Origin of the sequence: Lentzea flava, assembly GCF_014648475.1 — a bacterium.
Taxonomy (GTDB): domain Bacteria; phylum Actinomycetota; class Actinomycetes; order Mycobacteriales; family Pseudonocardiaceae; genus Lentzea; species Lentzea flava.
Genome location: NZ_BMRE01000023.1, coordinates 75,573 through 97,451, shown reverse-complemented (window position 1 = coordinate 97,451; position 21,879 = coordinate 75,573). Strand labels below are relative to the sequence as shown.

The 21,879-nt window shown below is 69.2% G+C and carries 23 protein-coding genes; 17 read left to right on the top strand and 6 right to left on the bottom strand.

Annotation, left to right across the window (positions count from 1 at the left end):
- Positions 1 to 168: 168 nt before the first annotated feature.
- Genes IEZ09_RS25015 through IEZ09_RS25005 form a run of 3 tightly spaced genes read left to right on the top strand, consistent with a single transcriptional unit; the run spans position 169 to position 2,550 of the window.
- Entirely contained in the window at positions 169 to 885 is a 717-nt protein-coding gene (locus IEZ09_RS25015; RefSeq protein WP_189256186.1) for a lytic polysaccharide monooxygenase, read from the top strand.
- A gap of 4 nt (positions 886 to 889) precedes the next feature.
- Positions 890 to 1,492 carry a DUF305 domain-containing protein gene (locus IEZ09_RS25010; RefSeq protein ID WP_189256185.1) on the top strand — a complete coding sequence of 201 codons (603 nt, stop codon included), beginning with the start codon at positions 890 to 892 and terminating at the stop codon, positions 1,490 to 1,492.
- Positions 1,493 to 1,527: 35 nt separating this feature from the next.
- Complete coding sequence (locus IEZ09_RS25005; RefSeq protein ID WP_189256184.1) at positions 1,528 to 2,550, top strand: FAD-dependent monooxygenase; 1,023 nt, start codon at positions 1,528 to 1,530, stop codon at positions 2,548 to 2,550.
- Here the strand turns inward: IEZ09_RS25005 and IEZ09_RS25000 are convergent.
- Entirely contained in the window at positions 2,519 to 5,128 is a 2,610-nt protein-coding gene (locus IEZ09_RS25000) for an ATP-binding protein (protein ID WP_189256183.1), read from the bottom strand. The two genes, IEZ09_RS25005 and IEZ09_RS25000, sit on opposite strands and share 32 nt — an antisense overlap.
- 4 nt (positions 5,129 to 5,132) lie before the next feature.
- Positions 5,133 to 5,894, bottom strand: coding sequence for an AraC family transcriptional regulator (locus tag IEZ09_RS24995; RefSeq protein ID WP_189256182.1), 762 nt, complete (start codon positions 5,892 to 5,894; stop codon positions 5,133 to 5,135).
- A gap of 49 nt (positions 5,895 to 5,943) precedes the next feature.
- On the opposite strand from IEZ09_RS24995, the gene IEZ09_RS24990 reads away from it, so the two are divergent.
- The 5 genes from IEZ09_RS24990 (at position 5,944) to IEZ09_RS24970 (ending at position 10,324) form a co-directional block, all read left to right on the top strand.
- Positions 5,944 to 6,342 carry a DUF2000 domain-containing protein gene (locus tag IEZ09_RS24990; protein ID WP_229812926.1) on the top strand — a complete coding sequence of 133 codons (399 nt, stop codon included), beginning with the start codon at positions 5,944 to 5,946 and terminating at the stop codon, positions 6,340 to 6,342.
- Positions 6,343 to 6,354: 12 nt separating this feature from the next.
- Positions 6,355 to 7,299 (top strand): RNA polymerase sigma-70 factor, encoded by a 945-nt coding sequence (locus IEZ09_RS24985; RefSeq protein ID WP_189256180.1) that lies wholly within the window; start codon positions 6,355 to 6,357, stop codon positions 7,297 to 7,299.
- A gap of 86 nt (positions 7,300 to 7,385) precedes the next feature.
- Positions 7,386 to 8,510 (top strand): NAD(P)/FAD-dependent oxidoreductase, encoded by a 1,125-nt coding sequence (locus tag IEZ09_RS24980; protein ID WP_189256179.1) that lies wholly within the window; start codon positions 7,386 to 7,388, stop codon positions 8,508 to 8,510.
- Position 8,511: 1 nt separating this feature from the next.
- Entirely contained in the window at positions 8,512 to 9,090 is a 579-nt protein-coding gene (locus tag IEZ09_RS24975) for a Pr6Pr family membrane protein (protein WP_229812925.1), read from the top strand.
- 28 nt (positions 9,091 to 9,118) lie between these two features.
- Positions 9,119 to 10,324, top strand: a complete 1,206-nt coding sequence (locus IEZ09_RS24970) for an MFS transporter (protein WP_189256178.1) — start codon at positions 9,119 to 9,121, stop codon at positions 10,322 to 10,324.
- Here IEZ09_RS24970 and IEZ09_RS24965 read toward each other — a convergent pair.
- Positions 10,234 to 11,058 carry an alpha/beta fold hydrolase gene (locus IEZ09_RS24965; RefSeq protein WP_189256177.1) on the bottom strand — a complete coding sequence of 275 codons (825 nt, stop codon included), beginning with the start codon at positions 11,056 to 11,058 and terminating at the stop codon, positions 10,234 to 10,236. The two genes, IEZ09_RS24970 and IEZ09_RS24965, sit on opposite strands and share 91 nt — an antisense overlap.
- Entirely contained in the window at positions 11,055 to 11,738 is a 684-nt protein-coding gene (locus IEZ09_RS24960) for an SRPBCC family protein (protein WP_189256176.1), read from the bottom strand. The genes IEZ09_RS24965 and IEZ09_RS24960 overlap by 4 nt, the downstream gene beginning before the upstream one ends.
- Positions 11,739 to 11,872: 134 nt before the next feature.
- On the opposite strand from IEZ09_RS24960, the gene IEZ09_RS24955 reads away from it, so the two are divergent.
- The 7 genes from IEZ09_RS24955 to IEZ09_RS24925 all read left to right on the top strand — a co-directional run bounded on the left by IEZ09_RS24955 (position 11,873) and on the right by IEZ09_RS24925 (position 17,742).
- Positions 11,873 to 12,457 (top strand): DUF998 domain-containing protein, encoded by a 585-nt coding sequence (locus IEZ09_RS24955; protein ID WP_189256175.1) that lies wholly within the window; start codon positions 11,873 to 11,875, stop codon positions 12,455 to 12,457.
- A gap of 370 nt (positions 12,458 to 12,827) precedes the next feature.
- Positions 12,828 to 13,418: a nucleotidyltransferase family protein gene (locus IEZ09_RS24950; RefSeq protein WP_189256174.1), complete on the top strand. Its 591-nt coding sequence runs from the start codon at positions 12,828 to 12,830 to the stop codon at positions 13,416 to 13,418.
- Positions 13,381 to 13,629, top strand: coding sequence for a BON domain-containing protein (locus IEZ09_RS24945; RefSeq protein WP_189256173.1), 249 nt, complete (start codon positions 13,381 to 13,383; stop codon positions 13,627 to 13,629). The genes IEZ09_RS24950 and IEZ09_RS24945 overlap by 38 nt, the downstream gene beginning before the upstream one ends.
- Positions 13,626 to 14,348: a metallophosphoesterase family protein gene (locus tag IEZ09_RS24940; RefSeq protein ID WP_189256172.1), complete on the top strand. Its 723-nt coding sequence runs from the start codon at positions 13,626 to 13,628 to the stop codon at positions 14,346 to 14,348. The genes IEZ09_RS24945 and IEZ09_RS24940 overlap by 4 nt, the downstream gene beginning before the upstream one ends.
- A complete protein-coding gene (locus IEZ09_RS24935) occupies positions 14,345 to 16,102 on the top strand; it encodes a thiamine pyrophosphate-requiring protein (RefSeq protein WP_189256171.1) in 1,758 nt (585 codons plus the stop codon). Before IEZ09_RS24940 ends, IEZ09_RS24935 begins: the two co-directional genes overlap by 4 nt.
- Entirely contained in the window at positions 16,099 to 17,049 is a 951-nt protein-coding gene (locus tag IEZ09_RS24930; RefSeq protein WP_189256170.1) for a TIGR03557 family F420-dependent LLM class oxidoreductase, read from the top strand. The genes IEZ09_RS24935 and IEZ09_RS24930 overlap by 4 nt, the downstream gene beginning before the upstream one ends.
- Positions 17,050 to 17,076: 27 nt before the next feature.
- Entirely contained in the window at positions 17,077 to 17,742 is a 666-nt protein-coding gene (locus IEZ09_RS24925; RefSeq protein ID WP_189256169.1) for a DUF6766 family protein, read from the top strand.
- A 79-nt stretch (positions 17,743 to 17,821) separates the two neighbouring features.
- Here IEZ09_RS24925 and tuf read toward each other — a convergent pair whose 3' ends face one another.
- Both tuf and IEZ09_RS24915 read right to left on the bottom strand, forming a co-directional pair.
- Positions 17,822 to 19,006, bottom strand: coding sequence for an elongation factor Tu (gene tuf, locus IEZ09_RS24920; RefSeq protein ID WP_189256168.1), 1,185 nt, complete (start codon positions 19,004 to 19,006; stop codon positions 17,822 to 17,824).
- Positions 19,007 to 19,208: 202 nt separating this feature from the next.
- A complete protein-coding gene (locus IEZ09_RS24915) occupies positions 19,209 to 20,081 on the bottom strand; it encodes a LysR family transcriptional regulator (RefSeq protein ID WP_189256167.1) in 873 nt (290 codons plus the stop codon).
- 70 nt (positions 20,082 to 20,151) lie between these two features.
- Here IEZ09_RS24915 and IEZ09_RS24910 point away from each other — a divergent pair, with 70 nt between their 5' ends.
- The gene (locus IEZ09_RS24910; protein WP_189256166.1) at positions 20,152 to 21,189 is read left to right on the top strand and encodes an FAD-binding oxidoreductase; all 1,038 of its coding nucleotides are present in this window, start codon (positions 20,152 to 20,154) and stop codon (positions 21,187 to 21,189) included.
- A gap of 5 nt (positions 21,190 to 21,194) precedes the next feature.
- Positions 21,195 to 21,815, top strand: a complete 621-nt coding sequence (locus IEZ09_RS24905; protein ID WP_189256165.1) for a response regulator transcription factor — start codon at positions 21,195 to 21,197, stop codon at positions 21,813 to 21,815.
- The last annotated feature ends 64 nt before the right edge of the window (positions 21,816 to 21,879 follow it).

Genomic DNA, 21,879 nt, shown 5'->3' with positions numbered 1-21,879 from the left:
AGTCACCGATTTCCGGTTCCGAACCCGTGACTGCTTGACCGCTTTCCGAAGCCAGGTTTATGGTCTAGACCACACCGAAACTGGATCGGCGAGCGATCTGGACGCTCCCGGTTCCCGCCCCCTGCCACGGGTCCAGCCCGTTTGGGAACGATCCAAGGAGTTCGGACGATGAAACTCACCCGAAAAGCGGCGCTGGTCATGGCCGCGGTCCCCGTCATCGTGTTCGTCACGCCTGTTGGCTCGGCCAGCGCGCACGGTTACGTGTCCTCGCCGCCGAGTCGTCAGGCGCAATGCGCGTCGGGCGTGGTCCCGAACTGCGGTGGTCCCCAGTGGGAGCCGCAAAGCGCGGAAGGCAACAAAGGACTGGTCACCTGCAGCGGCGAGGACCGCCAGGACTTCGCCGTCCTCAACGACGACAGCAAGCCGTGGCAGGTCACCAGCACCGGCACCAGCCTGACGATGACCTGGACGTTCACCGCCCGGCACCGCACGCGCGACTACGAGTACTTCATCGGCAACACGCGCGTGCACTTCGTCGACGGTGGCAACGCGGCGCCGGTCGACCCGGTGCGGCACACCATCAACCTGAACGGGTTCTCCGGCCGCCAGAAGCTCCGCGCGGTCTGGAACATCGCCGACACGGTGAAGGCGTTCTACTCCTGCGTCGACATCAACATCGGTGGCACCGGCGGCAACCCGACGCCACCGCCCACCACCACGACCACGACATCCCCGCCCGTCGGTGGCACGTGGGCACCGAACACCTACTACGCGGTCGGCGCGCAGGTCACCTACGGCGGGTCCAGCTACCGGTGCCTGCAGGCGCACACCTCGCTGACCGGCTGGGAACCGCCGAACGCGGCGTCGTTGTGGCAGAAGATCTGATCCGATGAGGCGCCTGGTGATCGCGATCGCGGCCGCGGTCCTGGCGCTGGCGGGGTGCGGCGGGGAGGCGATCGTGCCACCGGGCCAGGGAGGTCACGGGCACGGCGCCACCTCCGCCGCACCACCCGTTCCCGCCGCCAGCGCGAGGTTCAACGACGCGGACGTGACGTTCGTGCAGATGATGGTGGACCACCTGCAGCTCGGCATCAGCCTCTCCCAGGTGGCGCTGGCGAAGGCCACCAAGCAGGAGGCGAAGGACCTGGCCGGCGCCATCGACGCGACCCAGCGGGAGGAGCTCTCCATGCTGAAGTCGTGGCTGAAGCTCTGGGGCAAGCCGGAGACCGGCGGCGCGGACCTGCACGCCGCTCACGGAGGCCAGCCGCTGCTCGACGACAAGGTCATCGACGGCACCAAGGAGAAGAGCGGAGCCGAGTTCGACCTCACGTTCCTCAACCTGATGGCCGGGCACCAGGGAGCGGCCGTGGAGATGGCCCTCACGGAGAAGAAGGACGGCTCCAACCCGGAGACGATGGCCTACGCGGAGCGCGTGGCCACCACCCGGCAGGGCCAGATCTCGCAGATGCTCAAGGTCATCAGCGAACAGTAGGCGTTTGGTCAGCGGCCCGGCGTTCCCTTCCGGTCATGGACGTTTTGATCTCGGGAGCGGGCATCGCCGGGCCCGCGCTCGCGCATTGGCTGGCACGCTTCGGATTCTCGCCCACGGTCGTGGAACGGGCGCCGTCGCTGCGTGAAGGCGGTCAGGCCGTGGACTTCCGCGGCGAGGCCCACCTGTCCGTGCTGCGGCGCATGGGCGTGCTCGACGCGGTGGTCGCCGCACGAACTTCGTTGCCGGACATGGTGTTCCGCGACCCCTCCGGACGTGAACGCTGCCGGCTGCCCGCGTCGTACATCGGGGGAGAGGTGGAGATCCGGCGCGGTGACCTGTCGCGGATCCTGTACGAGGCGAGCGTCGATGACACCGAGTACGTGTTCGGCGACTGGATCACCTCGCTGCACGACGACGGCGCCGGGGTGGACGTGACGTTCGCCAACGGGCGGCCGCGGCGGTTCGGCTTCGTCATCGGCGCGGACGGCATGCGGTCAGGGGTGCGACGGCTGATCTTCCCGGAGTACCGGCCGAAGTTCCAGGGCTACTACTTCGCGCTCTGGGACGCCGGCGGCAACGACCGCGACCTGACGTGCGCACCGGGTGTGACCACCGGGTCCGGCTGGCTGATGTTCAGGTCATCGGTACCGCCGGAGCTGATGCCGGACGCGCTGGTGGCGCCGGGCGTCTACTTCGACTCCATCAGTCAGGTCCGGATGCCCACGGTCAGTTCGGGACGGGTCACGCTGATCGGCGACGCCGGGTACGGATCGACGCTGGGCGGCATGGGCACCGGGCTCGCGGTCGTCTCGGCCTACGTGCTGGCCGGGGAGATGGCGGCGGGAGGGGACGCGTTCGCCCGGTACGAGGCCCTGATCGGCCCGTACGCGCGAGGCTGCCAGGGCAGTCCAGGGCGGTTCCTCGCGCCCGCGACCAGGCTCGGGATGTGGGCGCGGGACCGGCTCTTCGGCTTCCTGCCGAAGGCCCCGATGTTCGCGCGGATCGACCTCCAGCGGGCGACCGCGATCACGCTCCCGGAGTACGTCCCAGCTCGGTGAGCAGGTCCGCCAGTGCGGCTTCGACGCTCTGCTTGGCCGCGTTGTGCATCCACCCGAACCCCAGTTCCTGCTGGGCTTCCCGCAACAGCCGTTCGGCCCTGGCCAGATCACCCCTGCGCTGGGCGATCTTGGCCAGGCCCGCGTTCGCGAGCGCCCGAGTCGCGGCCAGACCGGCCTGCGTCGCCATCTCCAACGCCTGCAGGTAGTCGCGCTCGGCCTCGTCCGGGTCGATGTCGAGCAACCGGTCGGCACGCCGCCCGCGCAGCTCGGCCAGTTCCTCCTTGGCGCCGAGCTCCCCGACGGCCCTGAGCGCCTCGTCGGTCAGGGCGAGTGCCTCGTGCGGGTCCTCCGTGAGGGTGGCCAGCACGTCCAGGACCTGGGCCGAGCCCCAGCGTTCGCCCAGGTCCTGGAACTGCCGCAGCGCCGAGCGGGAGTTCTCGATCGCCGCCGGCCTGTCGCCGTCCGCCGCCCAGCTGAGGTAGGCCTTGCTGAAGCCCATCAGGCCCTTGATCCACGGGTCGTCGCTGCGCTCCACCTCGTTCTGCAGCTCGGTGCGCGGGGCGAAGGGGTCCGGCGGGCCGCTGAGCATGGCCCACGCGACGAGCGCGAACGGTCGTCTGATCGGGCCGGTCAAGCCTGCCAGCGCGTCCTGCATGCGTTCGGGAGCGGCCAGCGCCAGCAGAATCACGTAGTCCTCTGTGGACTGTTCCGGTACGCGCGCGAGGAGTTTCCCGGCGACGCCCTTGACTTCCGTGCGGCTGCCCTTCACGTACCAGTACCACGACAGCGCCGACACCAGCCGCAGCGCCAGCTCCGGGTCGTGCTCGGTGGCCCACTCGACCGCCTGCATCAGGTTCGCGTGCTCGGCGGTCAACCGGGCGAACCACTGCACCTGGTTCCGTTGCCGCAGCTCGGGATCCGCGCGCAGGGCCAGGTCGAGGAAGTAGGCGGCGTGCTCGGCGTCGACCCGCTTGTGCTCGGCGCAGAACTCCCTGATCGTCACCAGCATGCGGTAACGGCCGTCGGCGGCGTCCACCAAGGACTTGTCCACCAACGCTTCCAGCACCTCGATGTCGTGCCGGCAGACCTGTTCGACGGCCTCCAGCGTCGCCCCGCCGCTGAACGTGGCCAGCGACGCCGCCAGGTCCCGCTCGTCGGAGTCGAGCAGGTCCCAGCTCCACTCCACGACGGCGCGCAACGTCTGGTGGCGCGGTGCGGCAGCCCGGTTTCCCTTGGTGAGCAAGCGGAAGCGGTCACTCAGCCGCGCCGAGATGTCGGCTGTCGTCAACGTCCGGGTGCGCGCAGCCGCGAGTTCGATGGCGAGCGGCAGGCCGTCGAGCTCGCGGCAGATGTCGACGGTGTGCTGGTCCTGCACGAAGGCCGGGTTCACCAGGCGGGCGCGGTCGGTGAACAACGCCACGCTCTGCTCCGGCTTCAACGGCGGCACCGGGCACAGCGTCTCGCCGGTGATGCCCAACGGCTCCCGGCTCGTCGCCAGGATCCGCAACGAGGGGCACGAGCTGAGCAGGTGCTGCGCCAGCTGGGCCGCCTGCACGATCACGTGTTCGCAGTTGTCCAGGATCAGCAACGCCTCCCGCTCGCGCAGCGCCAGCGTCAGGCGGTCTTCCGGCGCGAGCACGGTTTCCTTGAGCCCCAACGCCTGCAGGGCGGCCGCCGGCACGTCTTTGACCGGCGCCAGGTCGACGAAGATCGCGTCGGGACCGGCGGCCTGCAGGGCGAGCCTGGTCTTGCCAGCACCACCGGGCCCTGTCAGCGTGATCAGCCGCGCCGTCAGCGACGCGATCCGCCGCAGTTCCTCTTGCCTGCCAACGAAACTGGTGAGCTGCGCCGGCAGCTCGCGGTGCGTCTGACCGCGCAGGATCTGCAGGTGGATCGCGCGCAGCTCCGGCGACGGGTCCGTGCCCAGCTCCTCGGCGAGCAGCGAGCGAGCGTCCTCGAACGCCTGCAACGCCTCGGCCTGGCGGCCCTGCTGGTTCAACGCCTGCATCAGGTAGCCGCGCAGGCGTTCGTCCAACGGGTGCTGCTGGACGAGGGAGGAGATCTCCTGCACGTCGGCCTTGCCGAGCCGGATCCTGGCGGCGATCAACGCACTCGTGGCGGCCGACCGCTGCTGTTCGAGCCGGGTCGCGTGGCCGGGCGCGTCGACGTCGGCGAGCGCGGGACCTCGCCAGAGCTGAAGTGCTTCGGCCAGCAGGGATTCCGCCACCTGCGGATCACCCTGCTCCAGCGCCTGCTGACCTTCGGCGGCCAGGGAGGCGAACCTGTGCGCGTCCACCTGGTCCGGTGCCAGGGCCAGCCGGTACCCGGCCGGGTGGAACTCGATCAGCGACGCGTCCCCGAGCGCGCGTCGTAGCCGGGACACCTGTCCCTGCAACGCGTTCGCCGCGTCCGACGGCGGCTCGGCGCCGTAGAGCTCGTCGATCAGCCGGTCTAGCGGGACGATGTCGCCCACCCGCAGGGCCAGCACCGCGAGCAGGGTGCGCGGCCGCGGCCCACCCACCGAGAGCTTGCCGTCCGGGGAGTGCGCTTCAACGGGACCGAGGATGCCGACGTGCACGGTGTCAGCGTACGAACCGGCCGGGACTCGTACCCAGGACACGGCGAAAGTGGCGGGTGAGGTGGGACTGGTCGTGAAAACCGGCCAGCACGGCAGCCTCCGCCGCCGAGCGGCCCTCCACCAGGTAGCCGCGCGCGAGATCCACGCGGCGTCCGGTCAGATACCGGTGCGGTGGCAGCCCGAACCGTCTGCTGAACGCCCGCACGAGGTGCGTCGGACTGGTCTGCAACCGCTCGGACGCCTCCGCGAGCGAGATCCCCGAAGGCAGCGACGCGTCCAGCAGCTGCCGCAACCGGTCGGCCAGCGTCGGATCCGCGTGGACGACGGGCGAGGTGCCCGCGAAGTGGTGCGTGAGCCGTTCGGTGATCAACGCCAGCCGGCTGGACGCCTCGAACGGGTCGTCCAGCGCCAGGTGCAGCTGGTGCACCCGCTGCCGCAGCAGCGGATCGACCAGCATCGGGGTGTCGACGGCCTTGCCGATCAGCTCCTCTGGCAGCACCGAGCCGTCCAGGTACAGCACGCGTTTGTGGAAGCCGGCCGGGTGGGCGGACCGGCCGTCGTGCGGCACGTGCGGCGGCAACAGCGTGACGCCGGAGACGAGTGCGCCGCGCTCGTGGCGGTCCAGTTCGTACCGCACGGCACCCGTGTCGAGCAGCATCAACGTCCACGCGTCGTGCGTGTGCACCGGATAGACGTGCGTGGTGAAGGAGGCGTGGAAGACCTCCTTGATGCCTTCCACCGCCGGCTTCCAAGCCACGACCGACATGTCAGAAACGTACAAGACGCGGACCCGGGGCCGCAGCGATCGTGGGTCCATGTTCGACACCAAGATCGCTGTGTTGCTGCGGGACGACCTGGCGGGGTGGCAGGCGCTGAACGTCACGGCCTTCCTCGTCAGCGGGCTCTCGACCGACCTGCGCGGCGAGCCGTACGTGGACGCCGACGACGTCACCTACCTGCCGATGTTCCGCCAGCCCGTGGTGGTCCTGCAGGGCGACCAGGAACTGCTCAGGAAGGCCCACGAGCGCGCCCTCAACCGGAACCAGTCCATGGCGATCTTCACGGCCGACCTGTTCGCGACGGGCAACGACGAGGACAACCGCGCCGCCGTCCGCAAGGTGCACACCCAGGACCTCGACCTGGTCGGGATCGCCGTGCACGGCCAGAAGAACGCCGTCGACAAAATCTTCAAGGGCGCTCGCATGCATCCATGATTGACTCGAAGCATGGTGGTCGGCACACGTGAGCTCGAGGTGTTCGAAGAGTCCAGGCCACGGCTGGAGGCGATCGCGTACCGGCTGCTCGGGTCGGCGAGCGACGCCGAGGACGCGGTGCAGGACACCTACCTGCGCTGGCAGGCGGCCGACCGCGACCACGTCGAGGTGCCGGAGGCGTGGCTCACGAAGGTGCTCACCAACCTCTGCCTCAACCGGCTGACCTCCGCACGGGCCAGGCGTGAGACCTACGTCGGCCAGTGGCTGCCGGAACCGGTGTTCGCCGGTGACCGCATGCTCGGCCCGTCCGAGACCGTCGAGCAGCGCGAATCGGTCTCGATCGCGATGCTCACCCTGATGGAACGGCTCTCGGCCAACGAACGCGTCGTGTACGTGCTGCGGGAGGCGTTCGGCTACTCGCACGGCGAGATCGCCGAGATCCTCGACCTCACCGAGGCCAACTGCCAGCAGGTCTACCGGCGTGCCAAGCAGCACCTCGCGAGCGGCCGCACCCGTGTGGAGGTCGACGCGGCCGGCGCGCGCAAGATCGTCGAGGAGTTCCTCGCCGCGGCGCTGAGCGGCAACACCGACTCGCTGGTGAAGATGCTCGCCGACGACGCGATCAGCGCGGGCGACGCGGGCGGTGTGTTCATCAGCCTGCCGAAGCCGATCACCGGTTCGCTGCGGGTGGCGAGGTTCCTGCGCACGTTGCTCACGCCCGACGACGCCAAGCGGGACATGATCGGCGGCAGCCCGTCGTTGTTCGCCGAGGTCGTCAACGGCGTTCCCGCGCTGGTGGTGGTGGCCGCTGACCGCGTCGCCGTCGTCGTCACGCTCGAGGTCACCACCGAGGGCATCACGGCCGTCCACACCCTGGCCAACCCCGCCAAGCTCGACCGCGTCACGCGTCAGTGGGCCACGATCGACCGCGGGGAACCTCTCGTCGAAAGCTGGTGACCCGGATCACAGCCGGCTCCTGTCAGGTTTCGCGTCGCTGTCCGGTTCAGGAAGCGACACCAGCCAGACCGGACAGGAGTGAAACCATGACGCACCGCATCGTCGTTCTCGGAGCCGGATACGCCGGAGCCAACGCCGCCGGCCGCCTCGCCAGGAAGCTGCACCCGGCCGACACCGAGATCACCCTCGTCAACGCCGACCCCGAGTTCGTCGAGCGGGTGCGCCTGCACCAGCTCGCGGCCGGGCAGGACCTGAAGGTGCGCAGGCTGACCGACGTCTTCGCGAACACCGGCGTGCGGGTGCGGATCGCGAGGGTCGCCGCGGTCGACGCCGAACGCAAGATCGTGCACACCGACGACGGGGACATCGCTTACGACACCCTCGTCTACGCCCTCGGCAGTGCGGCCACCGGTGTCCCCGAGCACGCCTGCGACATCGCCGGAAAGCAGTCCGCGCTGCGCCTGCGGTCCCGGCTGCGGGACCTCGGCGCCGGAGCCACCGTGCTCGTCGTCGGTGGTGGCCTGACCGGCATCGAGGCCGCCACCGAGATCGCCGAGGCCAGGCCGGACCTGGCCGTGTCGCTCGCCACCCGCGGTGAGCTCGGTGACTGGCTGAGCGACAAGGCGCGGCAGCACCTGCGGAAGGCGTTCGACCGGCTCGGCATCACCGTGCACGAGGGCGTCGACGGTCGTGAGCTGACGGCTGACGTGACGGTGTGGACCACCGGGTTCGCCGTCCACCCGATCGCCGCGGCCACGACCCTGGAGGTCGCCGCGTCGGGGCAGATCGTCGTCGACGAGACGATGCGCTCGGTCTCGCACCCGGATGTGTACGCCATCGGCGACGCGGCACTGGCCAAGGGCGGGAGCGGCACGACGCTGCGCATGTCGTGTGCCTCGGGCGTGCCGACGGCCCACCTGGCTGCCGACGCCATCGCCGCACGGCTGACGGGCGGCGAGATCCCGCAGAACAAGATCGGTTACAACGGGCAGTGCATCAGCCTCGGCCGCAACGACGCCGTCATGCAGTGGGTGACTCCCGACGACCGGCCCAAGCCGTCCGCTCTCACGGGCAAGGCGGCCGTCCGCCTCAAGGAGTTCATCTGCAAGGGTGCGGCCTGGAGCATCTCGCACCCGACGCTGATGCTTCCGGCCCGTCGTCGTCGCATCGCCGAGGTCAGCGCGGTCACCGAAAACGCGCTTCAATTCTGATGTGATCAAGCTGCTCCGGATGGCCGTGTTCCTGCTGGTTCTTTCGGCGGAGATCTACCTGATCGTCGCGCTCGGAGACCGGTTCCGGTTCGTCAACCACTTCAGCTACTTCACCGTGCTGTCGAACGTGTTCGCGGCGTGCGTGGCGTTGCTGGGGGTGTTCCGGCCGGTCTCCCCGCAGATCAGGGGCGCGGCCGTGCTCTACATGACCACGACGGGCATCGTGTACGCACTCTTGCTGAGGGGCATTGACGTGCAGACACCGGCTTATGCGAACTGGGTGCTGCACGTCATCGTCCCGGTCCTGGTCGTCGTGGAGTGGCTGCTGGCCCCGGAGCGGACGACCAGGGCGTGGATCTGGCTGTCCTTCCCGCTCGCCTACGTCACCTACACACTGATCAGGGGGCCGATCGTGGACTGGTACCCGTACCCGTTCCTCGACCCGCGCCCGCACGGCTACGGCGAAGTGCTCCTGAGCGGCGTGTTCGTCGCGGTCATCATCGCCGTGCTGGCCTACGCGGTGTCCTGGATCGGGGCCAAATTGGCCCAAAGAAGCAGAGTGGTCTTGGCCCAAGGTTAGGGCCAATCGTCGCCCTACGGTCTAAGTCATGACCAGGCGACTCGCGTACGCACAGCTGACGAACTCCATCGGTGACGGCGGCTTTCTCGTCGTTTCGGCGTTGTACTTCACCCAGATCGTCGGCCTGAGCGCGGCACGGGTCGGGCTCGCGCTCACCCTCGCGTGGGGCGTCGGTGCGGTCGCGGGCGTCGCACTCGGCCACGTCGCCGACCGTCTCGGTCCGCGCACCACCGCCGTCGTGCTCGCCGCCGCCACCGCCGCGAGCATCGGAATCCTGCTCCTGACCCGCAACTTCGCCGCGTTCGTGGTGGTCATGTGCCTCTACGCGAGCTTCCAGAGCGGGCTGCAGGCGTCCAGGCAGGCCCTCCTCGCGGGCCTCACGACGCAGGAGGAACGCACGCGGGCACGTGCGCGGATCCAGTCCACGGCCAACGCGGGCATCGCGATCGGCGCGGCGATGGGCGGGCTCGCGTTGCACCTCGGCACCGAGGCCGCCTACACGGCCGTGTTCGTGCTCGACGCGCTCAGCTTCCTCGTCGCCGCGGCGATCCTGAGCACGCTGCCGGAGACCGTGATGACCCGTGCCAAGGGCAAGTTCGACGTGTTGAAGGACCGCCCGTACGCGCTGATCACCGTGATCAACGCCGTGATGCTGCTCTACATGCCGCTGCTCAGCCTGATCATTCCGCTGTGGATCGTGCAGCGGACGCAGGCGCCGACGTGGCTCGCCGCCGCGCTGCTCGTGCTCAACACCGGCGCCGTCGTGCTGTTCCAGGTGCGGATCGCCCGGCGCGCCACCGGGTTGGACGACGCCTCGAAGCTCGTCAGGCACGCCGGGCTGATCATGCTCGCGTCCTGCGCGGTGTTCGCGGTGACGGCGTTCAGCCTCGGCGCGTGGCATGGAGCGGCGTTGCTGGTCGCCGCCGCCGCGTTGCAGGTGCTCGGCGAGATGATGCTCGCCTCCGGCGCGTGGGAGATCAGCTTCTCCCTCGCGCCCGCCGACCGGCAGGGCCAGTACCAGGGCTTCTTCGCGACCGGTACGGCCGTCGCCCGCATGGTGGGCCCCGCGCTGCTCACCACCGTCGTGCTCGGCTGGGGCTCGCTCGGCTGGCTCGTGGTCGGCGGGCTGTTCGTCGTGGCCGGCTACGCGATGGGACCCGCGGTGCGCTGGGCCCGCGAGAAGAACTCCACCAGCACCGGCGCCGCCGCCGACGCCTTGAGCATGTGCGTCTGACCCGGCAGCTCCTGGTACTCCACGTCCCCGAGCACCTCCGCGGCGTTCTTCATCGTGTTGCGGAGGTACTCGGGGCTCTTGCCGCCGTTCATGACGAGCGTCGGCACCTTGATCTTCCAGCGGTCCGCGGGCAACGGCTCGCCGCGGCCGTCGCCGCCGAGGATGCGCAGGTCCCACGGCAGCGTGTGGGCGACCAGCTTCAGCTTCTTCCACACCGGGGTCAGCTTCATGATCGCGAGGCCGAAGCCGGGAACCCCGACCATCTTCATGAACGTCGAGAGCATGCCGGAACGGTCTCCGCGGGCGAGCATCTCGTTCATCTGCTCGACGATGTCGGCGGGACGCGGGGTGTACGTGTCGTCCACGACCATCGGCAGCTCGTAGACCGCGAGCCGGGTGATGGACGGCAGCCTCGTCGCGGCGTCGAGCGCCAGCACCGCGCCGGAGGACTGACCGAACACGAACGCGCTGCCGCCGGCCTCCTTGATCAGCGCGTCGAGATCGTTGATCTCGTTCTGGAGCGACCACGGCGTCGCGCCGTCACCGGTCTCGCCGCGGCCGCGCCGGTCGTAGGTGTAGACGGTGAAGTTCTTGTCCAGCACGGACGCGAGCTCCGTGGACGGGCCGAACATCCGGTGGCACAGCGCGCCGTCCACGAGGATCAGCGCGGGTCCGGAACCGGTGACCGAATAGGCGATCCCGGTGCCGTCCGCGGAGGTCGTGAAGCGCGTCATCGCTGCTCTCCCAGGGTGGTGTCGAGGAAGTTCTGCCAGTCCTGCTCGGACTCGTCGCCTTCGAAGACGTGGTGCGTGGCGATCATGGGGCCGGAGAACCCGCGCATGAAGCGGTACATGGCCTTGTCGGTGCGCAGGCCGAGGGTGTGGGCGTTGCGGTGGTACTCGACGGCGCCCGGCAGCGTGGCCGCGATCGCCTCGTCGAGCTTCTTCCAGGCCTCGTCCCAGTCGCTGATCATCGGTCCGAACACGGTGAGCGGCCGGGCGGTGCGGCCGGCGAAGTGGTGCAGGTACTCCCTCAGCGTGCTGACGAACAGCGCGCCACCCAGCGTCATCGCCTCGAACTCGTCGGCCCAGTCGTCGCCGGGCAGGAAGCCGCTCGTGACCATCCGCAGCACCGTGCTGCCGTGGTCACGGCCCTCGACCATGAACTCGTAGGCGATGAACCGGCCGTCGGGTGCCTTGCCGCTGTCCTGCTTGAAGTGGTGGGGCGGTTCCCACGCGGTGATCTCGTGCGTCGGCCGGTACTCGCCGAACGCCATCTTGACCTGACCGTTCGCGACCTCGTTGCGACCCATGAACCACGAGTCGATGCCGGGCCCGGTCGCGATGGCCTGCCAGACGTCCTCGACGGACGCCGGCACCTCGATCTCGTCGACGCCTTCGAACTCGTGGCCCATCAGCTCTCCTCCTGGCTGCGTTGATGGTCCCATCCTGTCTCCGACAACTCCTCCCGTCAAGACAGCACGACTAGTCTTGACAAAAAAAGTTGTCGGTGGTTCCGTTCTCGCCAATCGAACCACTGGAGGAAGTCATGTCCCGCATCGCGTGCGGCGTCGTCGCCGGTCCGCTGTACCTCGTCGTCGGCTACGCCCAGGCCCTCACCCGCGAGGGCTTCGACCTGTCCCGGCACCCGTTCAGCATGCTCAGCCTGGGCTCGCTCGGCTGGATCCAGATCGCGAACTTCATCGTGAGCGGCGCGTTGTTCGTCGTCGCCGCCACGGGCATGGCGCGGCACACGAAGTGGGGTGCGCGGCTCATCGGCCTGATGGGCGTCGGGATGATCCTCGGCGGCGTGTTCACGGCCGATCCGGCTCTCGGCTTCCCCGTCGGAACGCCGGACGCGGTGCCCGAATCGATCTCGTGGCACGGCGCGTTGCACGCGGTGGCGTTCGTCTTCGCCATGATCGGCTGGGTCGGAGCGTGCTTCGTGTTCGCGCGTAGGCTCGGGGGATGGCTGGCGGTGATGAGCGGCCTGACGGGCGTGCTCCTGATGGTGCCGATGGCGTTCCTGGGCAACCCGTCGGGAACCGTGCTGCTCTACGTCGTGGCGACGATCGGCTGGCTGTGGACCTCGATCGTGTCCCTGCGGCTGAACCGGCCTGCCTTCTCGAACTGATCTGCCCCGAGTGCGGGCGCGTCACCACCGACGAGGACGCGCCCGGCTGTGCGGCCTGCCGTCAGACCAGCTGATCGTGAACAGCGGGTTGACCTCTCTCCCAGCTGAAGCAGGGAGATTCTTCCCTCGCGGGTCGAGTTTTCTGCTTCACGGCCCGCTGCCGCCTGGATTACCAGCACAGGGACGGTGTACCGCCCACGGTCTTACACGAGCTCCACAGACCTGACATCCCACCAGCCCGGCGGTAGACCCCTCCGACTCGGTAATCGCCGAACGGGTGCGACAACCGTAGCAGCCGCTCCGCCGCACCCGCGGGTCAGGGCACAGCCTCTGAGGTTCGCGCGCTGGCCAGCCGGGTAACCGGCAGTGCATGAGCGACGTGCAGGACGAGCTGCTGCGGACGCTGACCAAAGTCGCGAACGCCTTGCGCAGTGCGCAGATACCGTTCGCCCTCACGGGTGGATGCGCGGGCTACGCGCGAGGTGGCCCGGCGAGCGAACACGACGTGGATCTCCTGGTGCGGGAGCAGGACGCGACCGAGGCGGTCCGCGTTCTCGTGCAGCGCGGGATGCGGGCCGCGGAGCCACCGGAGGACTGGCTGCTCAAGGTCTACGACGGCGACTCGCTGGTGGACCTGCTGTTCCGGCCCAACGAACGCCCGGTCACCGACGAGATCCTGGCCATGGCCGAGGAACTCCCCGTCGGGTCGGTCGTGCTGCCGGTGATGCCGGCGACGTTCGTGCTGAGCAGCAAGCTGCTCGTGCTGGACGGGCACCGCTGCGACTTCAGCGAGCTGCTGCCGTTCGCCCGCGCCCTCAGAGAGCAGATCGACTGGGACCAGGTGCGCGAGGAGACCAAGCACTCGCCGTACGCGGAGGCGTTCCTGGTGCTCATCGAACGCCTGGAGATCATCGGGAGGGGCAATGGAATCCGAGCAGTACCTCGCGGCAAACCTGCGTAGGGCGGTGGCGGAGGACCCCAGGACGGCCGAGCTCGGCGTGCGGGTCACCGTGCGAGGTGATCACGTGATGCTCTCCGGTGACGTGGCGTGTGCGGAGCGGCGGACGGCCCTCGAGGAGGTGCTGCACGAGGCGGCGCCGGAACTCAAGATCTTCAACGACGTGCGCGTGACACCGGCGGGCGAACCGGAGGGAGAGGAGGACCTGCGATGATCCGGATCGCCGCTGTCGGCGACGTCCACCTCGGCGAGGACATGCGCGGCAGGCTCCGGCCGGCGCTCGAGAAGGTCGGCGAGCACGCGGACGTCCTGCTGCTGGCCGGCGACCTGACCCGGCACGGCACCGTCGCCGAGGCGCAGGTGGTCGCCGACGAGTTCGCGGACCTGCCGGTGCCCGTGGTGGCCGTGCTCGGCAACCACGACCATCAGGACGACAAGCCGCTCGAAGTCACCAAGACGTTGCAGGACAAGGGTATTCACGTGCTGGAAGGCACGACGTTCGAGGCTCGGATCAACGGCTGCACGCTCGGCGTCGCGGGTGTGAAGGGCTTCGGCGGCGGCTTCGCGGGAAAGTGCGGGAGCGCGTTCGGCGAACGCGAGATGAAGGCGTTCATCCAGCACACCTGCGACATCGCGGAAACCCTGGAGCAGGCACTGTCCGAGTTGGACACCGACATCAAGGTGGCGCTGACCCACTACGCGCCGGTGCCGGACACGTTGCGCGGAGAGCCGCCGGAGATCTACCCGTTCCTCGGCTCCTACCTGCTCGGCGAGGCGATCGACGCCACCGGCACGCATCTCGCCATCCACGGCCACGCGCACTTCGGCACCGAACAGGGGATGACCCCCGGCGGGGTGCGGGTGCGCAACGTCGCGCAGCCGATCATCCGGTCCGCGTACACGGTCTACGTGATGGAAGGTGCGAACGCATGACCGTCGGCGACTTCATCGTCCAACGTCTGCGCGACTGGGGTGTCAAGCAGGTGTTCGCGTATCCCGGCGACGGCATCAACGGGATCGTGGCGGCGTTCGGCAAGGCGGACAACGACCCCACGTTCATCCAGACCCGCCACGAGGAGATGGCCGCGTTCGCCGCGGTCGGCTACGCGAAGTTCAGCGACGACGTCGGTGTGTGCCTGGCGACGTCGGGGCCCGGCGCGATCCACCTGCTCAACGGCCTGTACGACGCGAAGCTCGACCACGTCCCGGTCGTCGCGATCGTCGGCCAGACCGCCCGCACCGCGCAGGGCGGCAGCTACCAGCAGGAAGTCGACCTGCACTCGCTGTTCCGCGACGTGGCCTCGTACCTCGTCGACGTGACGGTGCCGGAGCAGCTGCCGAACGCGCTGGACCGGGCGATGCGCACGGCGGCGGCCGACCGCGCGCCCGCTGTCGTGATCATCCCCAACGACGTGCAGGAGCAGGAGTACGAGCCGCCCAAGCACGAGTTCAAGTACATCCCGTCGAGCCCGCCGTCGCGTTCCTCGTCCTGCGTCGTGCCCGCCAACGACGAGGTGCGGCGCGCGGCCGACGTGCTGAACACGGGCGAGAAGGTCGCGATCCTGATCGGTCAGGGTGCTCGCGGGGCGGCGGCGGAGGTGCGCGAGGTCGCCGAGACGCTCGGCGCGGGTGTCGCGAAGGCGTTGCTGGGCAAGGACGTCCTGCCCGACGACCTGCCGTACGTGACCGGGTCGATCGGGTTGCTCGGCACCAGGCCGTCGTACGAGCTGATGCGCGACTGCGACCGGTTGCTGATCATCGGCTCGAACTTCCCGTACTCGCAGTTCCTGCCGAAGTACGGTGCCGCCCGCGGCGTGCAGATCGACGTCGACGGACGCGCGATCGGCATGCGCTACCCGACCGAGGTCAACCTCGTCGGCGACGCGCGGGAGACGCTGCGGTCGCTGATCCCGTTGCTGGAGCGCAAGACCGACCGCTCGTGGCGGCACACGATCGAGGCGAACGTCGAGCGCTGGTGGGAGGTCGTGGAACGGCAGGCCCAGGTGCCCGCCGACCCGGTCAACCCGATGCTGATCGTCTCGGAGCTGTCGAAACGCCTGCCCGCCAACGCGATCGTCACCGCGGACTCGGGTTCCGCGACGAACTGGTACGCACGGTTGCTGCGCATTCACGGCAACGTGCGGTCGTCGTTGTCCGGCACGTTGGCGACGATGGGCTGCGCTGTGCCGTACGCGTTGGGTGCCGCGTACGCCCAGCCGTCACGCCCGTTGATCGCATTGGTCGGCGACGGCGCGATGCAGATGAACGGCATGGCGGAACTGTTGACGCTCAAGCGTTACGGCATCCGGTGCGTCGTGTGCGTGTTCCACAACAACGACCTGAACCAGGTCACGTGGGAACTGCGGGCGATGGGCGGCGCACCGAAGTTCGAGGAGTCGCAAACGCTGCCCGACGTGTCGTACGCGAACTACGCGCGTTCGATCGGACTGCAGGGCATCGAGGTCGACTCGCCGGACCAGCTCGGCCCTGCCTGGGACACGGCGCTCGCCTACGAGGGCACGACGGTGCTCGACGTGCGCTGCGACCCGAACGTGCCGCCGATCCCGCCGCACGCGACGTTCGACCAGATCAAGGACATGACAGAGGCGGTGCTGCGCGGCGATCCCGACGCGTGGGAGGTGCTGCGCCGCGGCCTGCAGACCAAGATCCAGGAGTTGTTGCCGTGAAGCTCGGCTATTTCCTTTCCTCAGAAGAACACGGCCCGCGCGAGCTCGTCCGGCACGCGAAGATGGCCGGCGAGCACGGCTTCGAAGCGCTGTGGATCTCCGACCACTACCACCCGTGGAACGACGAGCAGGGCCAGTCTCCGTTCGTGTGGGGCACGATCGGCGCGTTGTCCGAGACCGTGACCCTGCCGATCACGACCGCCGTGACGTGCCCGACCCTCCGCATTCACCCGGCCGTGATCGCCCAGGCCGCGGCCACGGCCGCCGTGCAGTGCGAGGGCCGGTTCGTGCTGGGCGTCGGCAGCGGCGAGGCGCTGAACGAGCACGTTCTCGGCACGCACTGGCCGTCGGCGGACGTGCGGCTGGAGATGCTGGAGGAGGCGATCGGCCTCATCCGCGCACTGCACCAGGGCGACGAGGTCACCCACCACGGCAAGCACTACACGGTCGAGAACGCCCGCGTGTACACGCTGCCGGAGCGTCCGGTGCCGATCTACGTCTCGGCGTTCGGCCCCAAGGCGGTCAAGCTCGCGGCCAGGTGCGGCGACGGCTACATCTGCGTCGGCCCGTCCGGCGACCTCGTGCAGCAGTACCGTTCGGAAGGGGGCCGCGGTCCGGCGCAGAGCGGGTTGAAGGTCTGCTACGCCGAGTCCGAAGAGGACGGTGTGAAGACCGCACACCGCCTGTGGCCCAACGACGGCCTGCCCGGCGAGCTCGCCCAGGTGCTGCCGACGCCGAAGCACTTCGAACAGGCCTCCGAGCTCGTCACCCCTGACATGATTCAGAAGTCGATTCCCTGCGGCCCGGACCCGGAGAAGTACGCGGCGAAGGTGAAGGAGTTCGCCGACGCCGGGTTCGACGAGCTGTACGTGCAGCAGATCGGGTCCAACCAGCAGGAGTTCTTCGAGTTCTGGGCCAAGGAAGTCGTGCCGTTGATCGATGTTTAACGCCAGTGGCGCAGGGCATCCGCTCCTATGAGGAGATTCCTGCGCGAGCACAGCCTGACGCTCGTTTTCGCCGGTTTGTTCCTCGCGGCGCTGGTCGGCCAGCTGTTCGCGGGCCACGCCGACTACAACGAGCGTCAGGCCGCGTTGGGCCAGCCGTTGCTGACCCTGGGGTCGTACCTGTTCTCCGCCGACTTCCTGGTCGACGTCACCGAGAACTGGCAGTCCGAGTACCTGCAGTTCTTCCTGTACGTCACCGCCACCGTCTGGCTCATCCAGAAGGGCTCGCCCGAGTCCAAACCGGAGGGCAAGGTCGGCTACGAGAGCGACAAGGAGCAGCAGGTCGGCCAGTACGTGAGTGAGTCGTCGCCGAAGTGGGCGCGCGCCGGAGGCTGGCGCACCGCGGTGTTCTCGAAGTCGCTCGGCCTCGCGATGCTGGTGCTGTTCCTGTTCTCGTGGTCGATGCAGTGGGTCGCGGGCTGGTACGCCAACAACTCCGATCCGCTCGCCGAGAAGATGGGATTGGGCGCGTACTTCTTCAGCTCCGACTTCTGGAACCGGTCGCTGCAGAACTGGCAGTCGGAGTTCCTCGCGATCGCGTCGATGGCGATTCTCAGCGTCTACCTGCGGCAGCGCGGATCGCCGGAGTCGAAGCCGGTGGGTGCCGCGCACTCCGTGAGCGACGAGTCAGGCTGAGAAAGCGCGGCGGGACAACTCGTCCCACCGCGCTTCCCGCCAGGCAGCGCGACCACCTTCTCGGGTCGTCGCCACCGCCCTAGGCGAGGATCTCGCCGACCGTGCCTGCGCCCACGGTCTTGCCGCCCTCGCGAATCGCGAAGCCGAGCCCGGTGTCCATCGCCACCGCCTTGCCCAGCTCCACCACGACCTCGACGGTGTCACCCGGCATCGCCAGCGCCACGTCGGCGAGCTCCACCACCCCGACAACGTCGCCGGTGCGGAAGTGGAACTGCGGCCGGTAGTTCGAGGCGATGCCGGTGTGCCGGCCGCCCTCCGCGTGCGACAGCAGGTACACCGACGCGCGGAACCTCGTGTGCGGCGCCACGCTGCCCGGCAGGGCCAGCACCTGGCCGCGCCGGACCTCGCCACGGCGAACACCGCGCAGCAGCACAGCGGCGTTGTCTCCCGCCTGGGCCTGCCGCATCGGCTTGCCGAACGTCTCGATGCCCGTGGCGACACTCGACACGGCATCACCGAGACCGATCACCTCGACCGCGTCACCGAGGCCGAGCACACCGCGCTCCACCGCACCGGTCACGACCGTGCCGCGACCGGTGATCGTCATGACGTTCTCGATCGGCATCAGGAACGGTCCGGTCAGGTCGCGTTGAGGCACCGGCACGTGCTCGTCCACGGCCTCCAGCAGCCGCACGACCGACCGCGTCCACTCCGGGTCGCCCTGGAGCGCACGCAGGCCGGACACGCGGACCACCGGTGTGGCGTCGCCGTCGAAGCCGTACCTCGACAGCAGGTCGCGGATCTCCAGCTCCACCAGGTCGAGCAGCTCGGGGTCGCTCACCGCGTCGGCCTTGTTCAGCGCCACCACCACGTGCGGAACGCCCACCCGGCGCGCCAGCACCACGTGCTCGCGCGTCTGCGGCATCGTGCCGTCCTCGGCGGACACCACGAGGATCGCGCCGTCCAGCTGCGCCGCACCCGTGATCATGTTCTTCACGTAGTCGGCGTGGCCGGGCATGTCGACGTGCGCGTAGTGACGCGTGGGCGTCTCGTACTCGACGTGCGCGATGTTGATCGTGATGCCGCGGGCGAGCTCCTCCGGCGCGCGGTCGATGCGGTCGAACGCGGTGAAGGTGGTGCCCGACGGGTCCATTTCGGACAGAACCTTGGTGATGGCGGCCGTCAGCGTGGTCTTGCCGTGGTCGACGTGACCCATGGTGCCGATGTTGAGGTGCGGCTTGGCGCGCACGAACTCCTGCTTCATTTCCTTCGTCCTCGTAGCTGGCAGATCTCAGAACCGTGGACCGCTACGACCCTCCTCCAGCGGTCCTGAGGAGGAGAGGACTGGAGAAGGGTCAGATTCGGGCGCCGGCCAGCTGTGCCGAGGCAACGGCGAGCGCGCCCGCAGGAACACCTGCGAACGTGGCGTGCTCAGCCGTCAGGAACATGCGGTGATCGTGACAGGCCTAGAGATCTGTTGTCACGTGGTTTTCCGCGAGCCGGATCAACGCCCGCGCGGCCGGGCTGTGCGGGCCGGAGGAACGCCACGCGAACCCGAGCCTGCTCCACGGCGACGGATCGGTGATGCGCACCGCGTGCAGCCCCTCCGCCATGGATTCCGCCAGGATTGCCGGACCGAGCCCGCGCTGGGCCAGCGTGATCACCATCGGCGGTGCGGAGGCCTCGAACGCGATCCGCGGCTGCCGTCCACCGCAGGCCGCGTCCAACGCCCCGCGCAACCCCGTCCCCGGCGGCAGGCAGATCAGCCCGCGCGTCAACAACTCGTCGAGGGTGACGGATTCCCTGCCGTACCACGGATCCGCCGCGGAGACCGCGGCCACGAGCGGCTCGTCAGCCAGCACCCGCACCGACAGCCCTTCCGGCGTCGAATCGGCGTACCCGACCAGGGCGAAGTCCAGCCGACCGTCCACAAGGGACGAGATCAGCGCGTCGGAGTTGGCCTCCACCAACGTGATCTCCACGTCGGGGTGCCGGGAGTGGAACTCGGACAACAGCTCCGGCAGGTCCATGATCCCGCACGACACGACCATCCCGACGCGCACGACACCGCGCACCAGTCCGGCCATCTCCTCGACGGTCCGCCGGGCCGACTCCACCGACGACAGGGCCGCCCGCGCCAGCGGCAGCACCGCCGCTCCGACGTCGGTCAGCGTGACCGTGCGGCCGGACCGGTCGAGCAGGTCGTGCCCGAGCTCGCGTTCCAGCCGCCGGATCTGCGCGCTCACCCCCGGCTGCGCGACGTGCACCCGTTCCGCTGCCCGCGTGAACGAGGCCTCCTCCGCGACCGCGACGAAGTACTCCAGCTGCCGAAGCTCCATAACCAACGATTATAGGACTGAGCACAACTAGATCTTGGACATATAACCGCAGCCCAACCATGCTGAAGACATGCAGATCTTCCACCCCGGCGACACCGGTTACGACGACGAACGCAGCGGCTTCCAGACCGGTCTCCGCCACGAACCCCAGGTCATCTTCGCCGTGGAGAACGCCCGCGACGTCGAGGAGGCCGTCCGGTACGCGGAGACCTACGGCCTGGAGTACGCCGTCCAGACCACCGGCCACGGCCTGACCACGACGACCACCGGCGTCCTCATCTCCACCAGGCGGATGAACTCCGTCGAGATCGACGTGGCGACCAGGACCGCTCGGGTGGAAGCGGGCGCGATCTGGCAGCAGGTCGTCGAGAAGGCGGCACCGCACGGCCTCGCTCCGCTCAGCGGTGACGCGAGCGACGTCGGCGTCGTCGGCTACACCCTCGGCGGCGGTTACAGCGTGCTGGGCCGTGAGTTCGGCTTCGCGAGCGACCGCGTCCGCAGCACCGAGAAGGTCGGCGACGTCGTCACCGCGCTGGAGTTCGAGCTCCTGCCGATCGACCAGGTCCACGCGGGCGAGATGTACTTCGACGCGACCCACGCCAAGGCGGTCTTCGAGGCCTTCCACCGGTGGGACCTGCCGGACCACGTCACGCCGGCGCTCGCCACCATCGCCTTCCCCGACATCCCGGTGTTCCCCGAACCGCTCAGGGGGCGCGACGTCGTCCGGCTGACGTACGCGAGCACCAGGCCGTTCGACGTCGACCACCTCCGCGTGGCACCGACGCTGGTCGAGGAGTTCGGCCTGAAGCCGTTCGCGGAGGCCGCCGGCAAGCCGCTGCCGCCGCACACCTACCAGGGCGACAACGTTCTGCTGAACGACCTGCCGCTCGACGCGCTGCACCGCGTTCGCGAAAAGGCTGCCAACGCGGAAGTACCGATCTTCCTCGGCCTGCACCCGCTCGGCGGCGCCTTCACGACGAACGCCACCCACCTCCTCAAGCTGATCTCGCCCCAGCTCGGCGCCGAGGAGCAGCACGCGGCGGTGTTCGACGAAGTACGGCCGTTCGTGGTCGGCAGCGCGCGGAACTTCCGATACGCCGTAGGCTGACCGATATGACCAGAGTGGTTCTCGTGGAGGACCACGACATGGTCGCCGAGGCGATCGGGCTGGCGCTGGAACGCGCCGGGATCGAGGTGGTCGCCCGAGCGACCACGGTCGCGGCCGCGCTCGCGGAGACCCGCCGCAGCAGGCCCGACATCGTCCTCCTCGACCGCAGGCTGCCCGACGGCGACGGCACCGCGCTCATCCCAGAGCTCGTCAGGGCGGGCGCCAGGGTGCTGGTGCTGACCGGGGAGGCCACCGCGTCGGTCGCCGCCCGCGTCGCCGAGTCCGGTGGCGCCGGGCTGATCCTCAAGTCGGCGCGGCTGGACGAGCTGGTCGAGGCGGTCCGCAGGGTCGCGGACGGCGAAGTGGTGTTCGACGCGAAGCTGCTCTCCGGCGTGCTGGACCGGCTGACCGGCAGGGTCGGGCTCGCCGGAGCCACCCTCACCGCACGCGAGCAGGAGACGTTGCTGCTGCTCGCCGACGGCGCGGGCACCGACCAGATCTCGAGCAGGCTCGGCGTCGCCCGCAACACCGCGCGCAACCACGTGCAGCGCGTGCTCGACAAGCTCGGCGCCCGGTCGAAGCTCGAGGCGGTGTCCATCGCCCGCCGCGAGGGCCTGCTCGACTGATGCAGATGCACCAGACGGCCTGGTGGGCTTGCGTCTGCACCTGCCACCGCGGTTGAGGCAGTGT